The sequence below is a fragment of the Marivirga aurantiaca genome (assembly GCF_016679925.1).
GTDB classification, from domain to species: Bacteria; Bacteroidota; Bacteroidia; order Cytophagales; family Cyclobacteriaceae; genus Marivirga; species Marivirga aurantiaca.
In genome coordinates, this window is sequence record NZ_JAEQBW010000012.1 from 85,236 (window position 1) to 97,424 (window position 12,189).

Below are 12,189 nucleotides of genomic sequence, written 5' to 3' on the forward strand. Positions count from 1 at the left end.
AGTCGTCATTCCAAACTTGATTTGGAATCCCATTCAAATGCGCAGTAGCCAATGAGGGGATCCTGAATCAAGTTCAGGATGACACAAGTGGAAGGCTTTTGAAACGGCCTCTATTTAATCAGAGCATAATCAGGGATTTCCTCAAGAAGTAATTATAACTTTTCCAGTGCTGCCATTAACGACTCCTTCTTTCTTACGGCTACAGGCAAGGTACTGCCATCTTTCATGAATACCAATCCTCCATCCCGCTTTTCATAACGATCGAAATGGCGCAAATTAATTAAATGGGATTGATGTGCCCTGAAGAATGATTGATCATCAAAAAGCATGTCATATTCTTTGAGTGTTTTCGAAACCATTAATACTCGGCCATCAACAAGATAAAAGCGGGTATAATTAGTTTCTGATTCGCATCGAATGATATTCTTTACTGCCACTAAATAGACTGTTTCTGCGTCTTTAAGAATAATCTTTTGCTCTGCAAAGTCAGTTTTTTTGTTTTGGACCAGATTGGCGACTTTCAAATTTTGCTCATCAGAATCTTCCGGTTGATGAACCTTTTTTAAAGCAGAAACAAGATCATCAGGATCTATGGGTTTTAAAACGTAGTCTATGGCGCTGAATTTAAAAGCTTTAATTGCATACCCGTCATGACCTGTCACAAAAATTACTTTAAAGTCCAGTTTGCCATAAAATGAAAGCAAATCAAACCCGGTGCCGTCTTTCATTTCAACATCAAGCAGCACTAAATCCGGCTTATATTCTTTTATACAGGCCAAACCTGTTTTTACCCCATCAGCCTCGGCAATAACCACACTTTCAGGAGAATAGATCGACAATAACGTTTTGAGGTTGTCGCGAACTACGGCATCATCATCTATTAAAATTATGCGCATAACATCTATCATGAATTGGAATCAAAGGTAACTGAAAGGAACTTTCAACTCTACTTTTGTTCCTTGTATTTCTCCATGTTCATCTTTAATGTTATCCCAAATCAATTGGATTTTGTTTTTGAGAGATTTATTAAATAATGCCATGCGCTCTTGAATAATGGTAGTAGACAAAGAATTGTGATCTATTTTCTGTGCTCCAAAAATTAGCCCTCCACCATTATCACTTATTTCTATGGCTATATATTCACCTTCTTTGACCAATTTGAGGACAATTAAGCCCTGTCCTTTTGCATTAATAATTCCATGTTCAATAGCATTTTCAACAAAAGGCTGAACAAACATAGGAGGTATGGTGTCTGTTTCTACATCAATGTTTTCATCTATCTCCACATTATAATCAAAAGACTCATTCATGCGCAGTCTATGGATATCCAAATAATTGGTAAGCATTTGTATTTCATCTTCGACCGGGATAAATTCCTGACGGGAGTTCTCCAATATTTCGCGCATCAATTTTGAGAACTTGGCTAAGTAAGTAGAGGCTTTTTCAGCTTCATTCTTCAACATAAAATTCTGCACGGCCATTAAGGCATTGGAAATAAAATGAGGGTTTAGTTGTGATCTCAGAAAACGCTGCTCCAGCTCCGTACGTGATTGCTGATCTTTGAATTTTCTTTGTCTATATACAAAATAGACGACTGCTGTAATGAGTGAAATTGCGATAAGCCCAATGACCATTGTCTGATTCTTCTGTCTTATTTCCAAATCCTTTATTTCGGCTTGCTGCGACAAAGAGGCAATCTCGGCTTCTTTTTTTTCGGTTTCATATTCTACCTTGATATGACTGATTTGCTTAGACTGTTTTTCATTATAGATACTATCCTTATACATCTGAGCAATACGTAAATTGGCAATTGCCTGGGGCAAATCGTTTTGCTTTTCATTAATTGCCACTCTAATCTCATATAGCTCCATAATCCCAAATTTGTGATGTATGACCCCATATTGCTTTAACCCTTCGACACAATTTTGAAGAGCATGATCTAATTGATTTGATTTTAAATAACTTTTGGCCAAACCCAAATGTGAATAACCACGATTCCACGGCTTATCAAGGTTTTTTATAATATCAATTGCAGTTTGATAACGCGCAATTGCCTCGGGTAATTTATTGAATTTCAGATACGCGTCACCTTGTAAATTGACGCTTGAACATATGAGAATGGTATCATTAAGGTTTCTGACAATTGCTTCTGCTTCCTCCAGTTTTGACATTACATTGTTTAAATTATCCCCTTTGGCTAATAAAAGGTTCCCAATCGTCATTAAACTGCTAGCCATATGCTTTTTATCATCTGACTTCACATAATAATCATGTGAATTAGAAAGATAAACGAGCGCCTCATCATATTTACCATCCTGTTTTAATAAAATAGCCATGTTTGCCTGACAATTAGCAGCACCTCTTTCATCGCCAATCCGATTATAAATTTCAACTGCTTCCTTATAGGTTGAAAACGACTTAGCAAAATCACCATTAATATCATAAGTTACGCCAAGTACATTTAGAGAATTGGCAATGCCGCGCTGATAGTTTATTTGCGTTGAAAGATTTAGTGCTTCTTCGGCCAAAATCTTGGCAGAATCAGTCTTATTATATAAAAGTTTATTGCTTTTTACTAGTATTGTCTCAATAGATGTGCTGTCAGCTTCTTCTAATTCAAAGCAGAATAATGGCTTATTTGAAACTAATAGGAGAAATAAAACCCCAAACTTTAACCCCCCTAAAAATAATCGTGATTTCAGATAGCTTATCATTTGGTGACCATAAAGGCATAGCCTCATTAAATAGTTATGCAATTTAATCAAATAAATCTATTTTCAAATAAAAAGCAGATGGTCATAGATTGAAAGGGCCTCTATATTGCATTAACACCACTTGGGAAAGAATAGATTGATAATGGTGTTTACACCAACCCTAAAGTTCTTGTCAACTCCGCACTAACGTTCACCGGCCTTCGAAACTTCCGTAGGAGAAAAATAGTATATTCTTTTCAAATTAAACCTGTTTTAGAACCCCTCCATCAGCACGTAAGGAGGCCCCATTTGTGGCAATAGAAAGAGGACTTGCCAAATATGCTGCTAAAGATGCGATTTCAGTTGGATCTATAAATCTTTGCAAGAGTGAATCAGGGTTTGTCTGTTGGATGATGCCAGCTTTCATTTGTTCAACCGGCATTTTCTGTGCATTTGCAATTTGTTCCACTGTGGTGGCTACTCCATCAGAATAGGTCGGTCCTCCCAAAATGCTGTTGATGGTGACATGTGTTCCTTTTGTCAGTTTAGACAGGCCGTTACTGACTGCCAACATAGCTGCTTTGGTCATACCATAATGTATCATATTAGCAGGGACATTCACTCCTGATTCACTGGTTATAAAAATAATTCGCCCAAAATTTCGCTCCAACATACGAGGTAAAAGATGTCTCGATAAGCGAATACTGCTCAGCACGTTGATATTAAAAATTTTCATCCAGTCAGCATCCGATATTTCTTCAAAGGCTTTCAACTCAAAAATCCCAACATTATTGACAAGAATGTCAATGTCGCTCAACTGATTCAGAAGGATATGTACCTCTTCGGTATTAGAAAAATCGGCTGCAATACCTGAAACAGCCCGTTGAGGAAATTCCTGCTTCAATTTTTCTATTGCTTTACTAAGTTTCTTTTCTTCTCGTCCGTTGAGAATTACATTGGCTCCTTCATTTAAAAGTTGGCGGGCAATCGCAAAGCCAATCCCTTGTGTAGAGCCACTAATAAAAGCTTTTTTTGAATCTAATTTTAAGTCCATGAAATCTAAGTTTATAAATATTTATTTTGTATTAATCATTCCATAAATAGCGAAAAAAATTAGCTGATGACAGCCAATTGCATTTCTATTTGATGAAGAAGTGTTTCCCTGTCTGGGTACATTCTCCTTAAGGTATTTAAACCGCACCAAAATGTGATGAGGTATCTTCCTAGAATCTGCGGATCCGTGTGATTATTGATTTTTTGTAATTCCTGAGCCTTTCGAATAGCATCCGAAAACATTTGTTCCACTTCCTTGAGGATATTTACCGCCTCCAGTTCCAGATCATTGTCAACATGAGCCATTTCCACTACAGAATTGGCGATTATGCAACCTTTTAGATGTGTTTCTTTATCTGCTTGCGCAATGCTTCTAAAGAAGTCTTTAATCAAATCCAGCGGTGATTCGCTTTCTCTCAGTTCTTTTTTAAATTGGTTAAAAGCTTCTCTTCGCTGAAGAATGGATTTTCGAAATACTTCCTTTTTCCCTCCTTTGAAGGTATTATAAAAGCTTCCGCTCCCTGCACCTGTCACTTTAAGCAAATCTCCCAGGGAGGTAGCGGTGTAACCTTTTTTCCAAAAGATTTCCTGTGCTTTTTCAATCAAGTGTTTGTCGTTGTACAGTACCGGTCTTCCCCTCATTGTTATTTTTTGTATTGATCACTACAAAAATATGAAATTAAACATCACCATCAACTCATTAACACTTTTTTTAAGATAAGTATGTTCTTTTCATTGGTATGGATAAGACTAAAATATACCCCTTCCGCTGCAGAAAGGCACTATTTTGCTTCTGAAAAAAAAGAAGCTTGGTTTTGGGAAAAAGGAAGCTTGGTTTTGGTGAAAAGATGCTGTCCTTTTTTCAAAAAGATGCCGTGCTTTTTGCCTTTCCCAAAGCAGGCACTTTGGGAAGGGTAATTTGAGGATAAAAGCCTAAACCTTTTTATAGGTAAGCGTCTTTAACATATTCCTCAATTTGGAACCCGGCTGGAATAGGATTTTTCCACTTTTAATGCTATACATGGTGTTCGTTGCCTTATTGTTCAATCTGTCTTTTAACATTCTCTAATGCCGTCCACATCCACCGGCTAAATTTAATTACTCAAAAGTTCCAATTTCTCCGACTTTATTAAACGGTCCTTCATACCGGGAAATTCTCCAATGAGATCTTCAAGGACAAGCACTGTGTCGGATGCCTCCCAAACAATGTAGCGGGCAAAACCTGGCTTATCGTTTTCAACTTTCTTTCCATCGGGGCCATAGAGCGCGTAACCCGACCGCATTTCGAACTGAATAGACAGTGTGTCGTTTTGTATTCGCCAGTCTTTCATCAGGAACGACATGTAAGGTTCAATTCCTACTTTCCCATGGACATTGATAGCTGGTCCAAAAACACCAGTGCGGTCTTCATGAAACTCCATGTACCATCCTTGCACTTGTCCATTATCTACTGGCTTCTTCCAATTTCCGACAAGGCTTTTTTCTTTTTCTTGAAGAGGTGATGTAGTTGTGGTGCAGCCAACAAGCATAAGCAAGTAAAGGTAGAAGAAGTATTTGACTAATTTCGATGCCATTATGTTGAAAATATTTTGTATTCGGAGGAAAATCAACGGCTATTTGGTCTAAAGTTCAGTCGTGATGTCAATTGTTGCTGTTTTCGCGTTAATTTTTGTTTTATCAAGCTTCAATGTCGGTTGGGTCGTCAACTTAATTGCCCACTTGGCCTGTTAGGATATCTTCATCTGTTTAGCGGTTCTGTTTTTATATTTTCGGATATTCGTCATAAAATGTTTGACCAATACCATTGATAAAAACAGAAACTCGCCCGTCATCACTGTCAACTGTGTGATTAAGTTCATTTCTAATTACGAGATTACTAAACTGAACTGCAAATATGTCACTTAATCCCCATGTCATTCTGTAAAAGTCGCTTTTTGTGTCTGTTAAACAAGATTTGTCGTAATATACAACGACTATAACTTTCGTTCCTTTGTCAATAAATTTAAGATTGTTGTTTATGTGAGGGTCGCTGAAACTGTAACCAATAATTAAAACTTTATTTGCAGTCACGCAGTCCGAAGTTAGTGAATGAAATATTTCTAAGAGTGGACTTGAATTTATTCTTGTCAGTTTATTATAGCCAGAAATTATAGGCGAAGGAAGAAGTGCTTCTCTTGAAATGGTATAACCGTCAAAACTTTGTATGTGTTTTCGTTCTTCTGGTTCTGCTAATTTTTCGCAAACTGATTGTCTGTGCCAAAGAATACAACCGTGAAGATTGTAATGGCAATCTGTAATCCGATTATTGATAACTTCTTTAAAGTCAAATTTATCGTTTACAAATCCGTCAAAATAGTTGTCATATCTATTTAACCAGTTGTCATAATTTAAAGTGTAAACTCGTCTTGAGTGTGTATTCTTGTCAAATTGAGTGTTTAGAAAATCTTTGAACCCTAACATTCCTACATTGTTGGTGTCTTTGTTATGAGGGTTTAGGTGTCGGACAATTTCGTCAATAAGATGATTGTAGATTTTTTCAATAAAGAAATAAGATAAGTCTTTCCACTTAGGATTTCGGACTTGATTTATTCTAAAAAACAATCTGCGATTAAGGGAGTATATTGTGTTTTTTACGCTATTTTGAAATTTGTGCTTATGATGAGTTCTTTCAACATCTTCAACATATGAAAACAACTCTTCAATCATTTGCAATATTGTCTCAAAGTTTATTTTAGAAAGATTGTCGTCAAGTTTTGTCGGGTCAAGTTTATTCCAAAAGCAATATTCTGAATAAATGAAGAACATAAGTTCTTTATCGTCAGTTAGGTCAGTGTGGTTGTAAGAAATAAAAGCCTTAGTCAAACCAGCGGTTGTAACTCCAAAAAAATTTTTTCCTGCTGTTAGTCCAGCACCAGTTAAAATAGTTATGTTCTTCTTATTTTCTATCATCTAAAATTTTAATGTTTACCGTGTCTGTTAAAGTGACCGCTAACGTCCCGTAAACAACAGTGTGAGCTAGCGTGATTTAAGCATTGTTTTTATACTGCTCATCTTGCCGTAAACTCCCAATTTATGTGCTGACAAATTCCTCCAATATCGTTGAATAAACTTTTGTTATTAATTCCGAAAAGATTGAGTCCTTCTAAAATCTTAGTTTTTATTTCATTAGGAATTTGAACTTCCATAATATTTTCTTTCATTTCTCTATTCGACCGAAGATCAACAAATCTTTCATTTGTTTTAGAATATTTATGAGCAGTGAACCATCCAGATTGCGAAATAACTCTTTGGTTATTTAAAGTTGGCTTCAAAACTTTTGTTTTTGATCTAGTAAATGGAGATTTTTCTTTGGATTTATCCAATAAGAATTCTTCTGCGTGCAAAAATATGTATACATAAGAATCGCTGTTCATTTTATATGGATTCGAACAAGCAAACCATAAAGCAGTCAATGGATTGGAAGTCCAATCTAAAAGCCTTGTTTTCATTCCGTAATGTTGAGCATAAATTAGCCAATCCCACTCATCGAATTGTTGTCCATTTATCTTAGTATTAGTTTGACGAATTAATTCTTTAAGCATTTGTCTTTCTAATTCGGTTGTATCTTTTTTCGGTTCTTTTCTGGCTATAGAAGGTAATAGTGGATCATTACTCGATTGCCCGCGAAATAAAAGAAGTTCTGCTGTGTCAACTTTTAGATTTTCTATAAGTTTTAAATAGTCAAGGAACTTTTTAATTATTTGTGTATCCATATTTTAGTACAATCAATCTTTGAGTTGTTGCCAATAATTCGCTAAGTGCACCTCCAGGCACACATACTTACTTTGTATTTTTCATTAACCGACAACAAACGACTGTAAACGTTACCATCATTTGCAAACAACTTTCTTCGGTTAATTGATTTAAGATGCTGAACATACTTCCATCTTCCTTTAAATCCAAAATATTCATCGAAAGCCACAGCAAAATACCTATATGTAGGTAGTGGTTCCGAAATGAACTGTGGTGGGGTTTAGCTCAAATTCAAACTCGAACTGAGGCTTGGCTAGAACAAAAAAAGCTACCCATCTACTGAGTTGCTTTTTAAATCTTTTTTTTAACGAAGAAGGGGCAGCTTGAAGCTGCCCCTTCTTTTAAAATAGTAATCCTTCATTCCTATTACTTAAAGAGCTAATAGCTTTATTCCAAAACTATATCTATTGTTAATGTGCAACCTTGTTCGTTTTTCTGACCTTTTAAAACAATTTTGTCTACTTCCGCAGAAATAATTTCAAAATTGAAGGTTAATAAATCCTGACCATCAAATAAGTTATAGACATCTCCAAAATTGGTAGTTAAAATATTGTCATCATTATTAAATAACCATGAGTTGGTAAACACCTCTGATCCATTCTCCTCTTCATATTCGCCCGTATTTCCATTCTCATCAAAAATTGGTGTTTGTTTCTTAAATGTATGTGTGCCTATTAAATTAGATGAGGTAAAATTCGCTTCATAATTTAACCATTCATACTGCAGTCCACAGTATTCATCCGAGCATGTAATAGTACAGTCTGGATCATCCTCAGGACATGGGCTACAATCGGAATTGATTTGGGCACAAAAATCGGGCTTCACTAATTCAAATGCTCCGCCATCCCCACTTTCTTCACCTGAGCAACTTATGTCATAAATAAACGAACTTGCCACCCAAACTTTTGCCTGCAAAAGTTCTTCAAAATTATCTTGCGGGTTCAAGTCATCAATATCATCTAATGAGTCATCATCATCACATGCAGTAGGTATTAGCAGTAAGATAGCTAAGCCGAAAAATAGGAATGTTTTTAATTTTCTTTCCATAATATTATGTATTTTAGAAGATAAAATTAGACAATAAATAGCTATCCACAACACCCATAAAATTTTATTTTAGGTCTCTCATGAAAATCAGGGTTTCGTTGAAATGCGGATTTTCATTTGCATACTGTAAGCAAATTTTTCATGGGGAGGCGGGATTTTATTTGGTTCTTGACTATTGGAGTATTTATGAAGTGTGGCCAACTTAATAATAGCATGGTGGGAAAACTAAAGAAGGTTGTCTTTCTCCCTTGGGGTGCGCTTAGGTATTATAAAGAGTTACTGTTATCCGACTAAAAATACATTGTAAATTATTGTTAGAAATAATGGCTGCTAATCGTTATTAAGCCTGTTTTTATAAAAATGTAAAAAAGCCCCTTAAAAAAAATTGCACTTTTACAATATCTTTGGCGTGCTAATTTGTCTTTTAATCTTTGTCTACTATATAATAAGATTTCCTATTTTCCAGCCTACACCCCTACAAAACCTCCAGGGGATAGTTCTCACAGATTTATCCCAGCAAAAAATAATAAGCTTATCACAATTTTCTACTATTGCAAAAGTCTTGTTATCTCCTTTGAAGTTCAGTTCAAAGACTGCGAGGACTTGAACAAAAAGAAACAAAAAAAGCAAGCCGTTTCCGACTTGCTCTTTTACCATTAGATGTTAATCTATCTTTATCAATCTACATTGTCATGCAAAAACTTATTGTTTCCCAGAATCTGATTGTCATCATTCAGATTGAATTTTGAGATATTCTTTTCCGATGAATGAGGCACTTCCCTTAACTTTACCTGTTTTCTTTTATAAGCAGGCACTTCCATTTGCTTATAAGACTCAGGAGTGTTGGTTTGCCCGCCATTCAGTTGTTTCAGCTTGGCAATTCTTTCCTTGGAACGCTGCCTTAGAAATTCCTGACGTTCTTCTTCCGCTCTTTGTTGAGCCTCCGGGTCCGGTCTTTTATTTACTATTTCGTACTCATCTGACAAGTTCTGAGTGAATGTATCTTCTTCAGATTCTTCATCCTGATAATCATATTCGAAACGATCTTCATCCTCCTCTTTCAAAGGTTCCTGCGAAGGAAACCCGAAGGAATAACCACGTCCTTCTTCAGGTCGCTGCTTCTTTTCCGGAGCAGGCTCTCTTCTTTCTTCAGGCCTGGACCTGTTTTCATTCCGTTGCTTACGAACATCCTCCTCTTCATTATTGAAAAGAGTGAATTGCTTGGGCGCATCTAAGTCAAATACTCTTTTAGACTCTCGCTCAGGAATAGCATCCCGCTTATAGTTACTGTTATCAAAGCCTGTGGCAATAACTGTTACAGAAAGTGCATGACCTAAAGATTCGTCCACACCATGTCCAAATATTACTTCGGCATCTTCACCCGCCTGTTCCTGGATATAATCTGTAATTTCTGTTAATTCATCCATCTGAAGCTCAGCTTGCTCACCCGAAATAATGGAAAGCAAAATCTTCTGGGCGCCTAAAATATCTGTATTATTAAGAAGCGGTGAAGAAAGTGCTTCTTCAGCTGCGCGTATTGCCCTGCCATCCCCTTCTGTTCTGGCAGAACCCATTACGGCTGCCCCAGCATTTTTCATTACAGTTTTTACATCTTCAAAATCCACGTTTACATAACCTGGAACAGTAATGATTTCTGCAATTCCCTTGGCACCGGTGGTTAACACATTGTCCGCTTTTGCAAATGCATTGCCGATGGTGAGATTACCATAAATTTCACGCAATTTATCATTGAGAATGACCAGCACGGTATCGCAATTTTCCTTTAACTCCCGTATTCCTTCTTCCGCTTGTTTGGCTTTCTTTTTTCCTTCAAAACCAAAAGGAGAAGTGACAATCCCTACTGTGAGAATGTCCATTTCCCTGGCAATTCTTGCAATGACCGGGGCAGCACCTGTTCCGGTACCTCCGCCCATTCCTGCCGTAACGAATAGCATTTTGGTATCTGTGCCCAATAGTTCACGTATATCCTCTTTGCTTTCCATAGCAGCTTCCTTGCCTTTGGCAGGATTGGCCCCGGCTCCTAAACCACTGGTGAGATTCAAACCAATCTGCAGTTTGTTGGGAACCGGACTGGTTTTCAGTGCCTGGGCATCAGTATTGCAGATAATAAATTCCACATCCTTGATGCCCTGGTTAAACATGTGATTGACTGCATTGCTGCCTCCACCACCCACGCCTATCACTTTAATGATAGATTTGTGGTGTTTTGGTATTTCGAACTTATATGCTCCTTCTGTCATAATATGTCGGTATTAAAAATCGTCATTTTCATCAAAATCATCTATCAACAAACTCTTTGTTTTATTGATAATCTTACTAAAGAAGTCTCCTCCTTTTTTACCAGCTTTCTGTTTTTGATTAACAAACACATTCTGGTTCATCGCCTTGGCTTGCAAGTACCTGTTTTCCCTTTCATCCAGTGAGCGATAGCCTACCAATACTAACCCCACTGAAGTGGCGAACATTGGGCTTTTCACCTGTTCTATCTTACTTTTTCCTAAATGCTCGTTCGGATATCCGATACGTGCATCCATTCCTGTTAAATATTCTACTAATTGTCTTACACTATGTAATTGGGAACCACCCCCTGTAATTACTATCCCACCGGCCAGTTTACCTTCGTAGCCGGAAGCAATGATTTCAGCATGTACCAAATCTATAATTTCCTCCATTCTGGCTTCAACTATGTGCGCCAGATTTTTAACGGAGATCTCTTTTGGTGCCCTGTTACGTAAACCGGGAATAGAGACAATTTCATTCTCACTTGCCTCGGTGGATATGGCTCTTCCAAATTTAGTCTTAAGCAATTCAGCTTGTTGCTGCATCACCATGCAACCCTCCTTTATATCGGAAGTGATGATATTTCCACCAAATGGAATCACCCCTGTATGGCGAATAATGTTTTCATGAAAAATGGCTATATCTGTTGTACCACCGCCTATATCAACCAGGCAAACACCTGCTTCTTTCTCATCTTCGCTTAAAACTGACAGACTGGAAGCTAAAGGCTCCAGTATCATATTCTCAATATCAAGACCTGCTCTTTTAACACATTTTTCAATATTGTTAATAGAATTCACATCAGCAGTAATTACATGAAAATCAGCTTCCAGGCGAACACCTGTCATCCCTACAGGATCTTTAATGCCGTCATCATAATCAACGGTATAAACCTGCGGCATTTTATGGATTATTTGAGTACCTGCCGGCATCACCATTCGACCTATATCATTTGCCAGTCTGTCTACATCTTCCACAGTAATTTCATCTTCCCCATCATCACGGGTAATGCTACCTCTGTGAATTGAACTGCGGATATGATGGCCTGCAATACCAACATTCACCACCTTAATATCAATTCCTGATACATCTTCGGCTTCCTGAACTGCTTTCTTGATAGCCAAAATTGTTTTTTCAATATTAATGACCTTTCCCTTGACTACTCCATCAGAAACGGATTTTCCCATCCCTAACACATCAAGCTTGCCATACTCATTTTTACGACCAACAATCACGCAGATTTTGGTGGTTCCAATGTCAAGTCCGACTACTATTTTATCATTTTGCATATTCATGTATTGCC

General features: G+C 37.1%; 10 protein-coding genes. All 10 read right to left on the reverse strand.

Features of this window, described 5'->3' with window-relative positions; genetic code table 11:
* Positions 1 to 152: 152 nt before the first annotated feature.
* The 10 genes from JKA74_RS18040 to ftsA all read right to left on the reverse strand — a co-directional run bounded on the left by JKA74_RS18040 (position 153) and on the right by ftsA (position 12,175).
* On the reverse strand, positions 153 to 896 hold the full coding sequence (locus JKA74_RS18040; RefSeq protein WP_201432632.1) for a LytR/AlgR family response regulator transcription factor: 744 nt from the start codon (positions 894 to 896) through the stop codon (positions 153 to 155).
* 21 nt (positions 897 to 917) lie between these two features.
* The gene (locus JKA74_RS18045; protein ID WP_201432633.1) at positions 918 to 2,714 is read right to left on the reverse strand and encodes a tetratricopeptide repeat-containing sensor histidine kinase; all 1,797 of its coding nucleotides are present in this window, start codon (positions 2,712 to 2,714) and stop codon (positions 918 to 920) included.
* A 241-nt stretch (positions 2,715 to 2,955) separates the two neighbouring features.
* Complete coding sequence (locus JKA74_RS18050; protein WP_201432634.1) at positions 2,956 to 3,747, reverse strand: SDR family NAD(P)-dependent oxidoreductase; 792 nt, start codon at positions 3,745 to 3,747, stop codon at positions 2,956 to 2,958.
* 59 nt (positions 3,748 to 3,806) lie between these two features.
* Complete coding sequence (locus JKA74_RS18055) at positions 3,807 to 4,388, reverse strand: TetR/AcrR family transcriptional regulator (protein ID WP_201432635.1); 582 nt, start codon at positions 4,386 to 4,388, stop codon at positions 3,807 to 3,809.
* Positions 4,389 to 4,840: 452 nt separating this feature from the next.
* Positions 4,841 to 5,320, reverse strand: coding sequence for a hypothetical protein (locus JKA74_RS18060; RefSeq protein ID WP_201432636.1), 480 nt, complete (start codon positions 5,318 to 5,320; stop codon positions 4,841 to 4,843).
* A 187-nt stretch (positions 5,321 to 5,507) separates the two neighbouring features.
* Positions 5,508 to 6,695: an SIR2 family protein gene (locus tag JKA74_RS18065; RefSeq protein ID WP_201432637.1), complete on the reverse strand. Its 1,188-nt coding sequence runs from the start codon at positions 6,693 to 6,695 to the stop codon at positions 5,508 to 5,510.
* Between the two features lie 98 nt (positions 6,696 to 6,793).
* Complete coding sequence (locus JKA74_RS18070; protein ID WP_201432638.1) at positions 6,794 to 7,498, reverse strand: FRG domain-containing protein; 705 nt, start codon at positions 7,496 to 7,498, stop codon at positions 6,794 to 6,796.
* Between the two features lie 427 nt (positions 7,499 to 7,925).
* Positions 7,926 to 8,585, reverse strand: a complete 660-nt coding sequence (locus JKA74_RS18075; RefSeq protein WP_201432639.1) for a hypothetical protein — start codon at positions 8,583 to 8,585, stop codon at positions 7,926 to 7,928.
* A gap of 677 nt (positions 8,586 to 9,262) precedes the next feature.
* A complete protein-coding gene (gene ftsZ / locus JKA74_RS18080) occupies positions 9,263 to 10,846 on the reverse strand; it encodes a cell division protein FtsZ (protein WP_201432640.1) in 1,584 nt (527 codons plus the stop codon).
* Positions 10,847 to 10,858: 12 nt separating this feature from the next.
* Positions 10,859 to 12,175, reverse strand: coding sequence for a cell division protein FtsA (gene ftsA, locus JKA74_RS18085; RefSeq protein ID WP_201432641.1), 1,317 nt, complete (start codon positions 12,173 to 12,175; stop codon positions 10,859 to 10,861).
* Positions 12,176 to 12,189 lie beyond the last annotated feature (14 nt).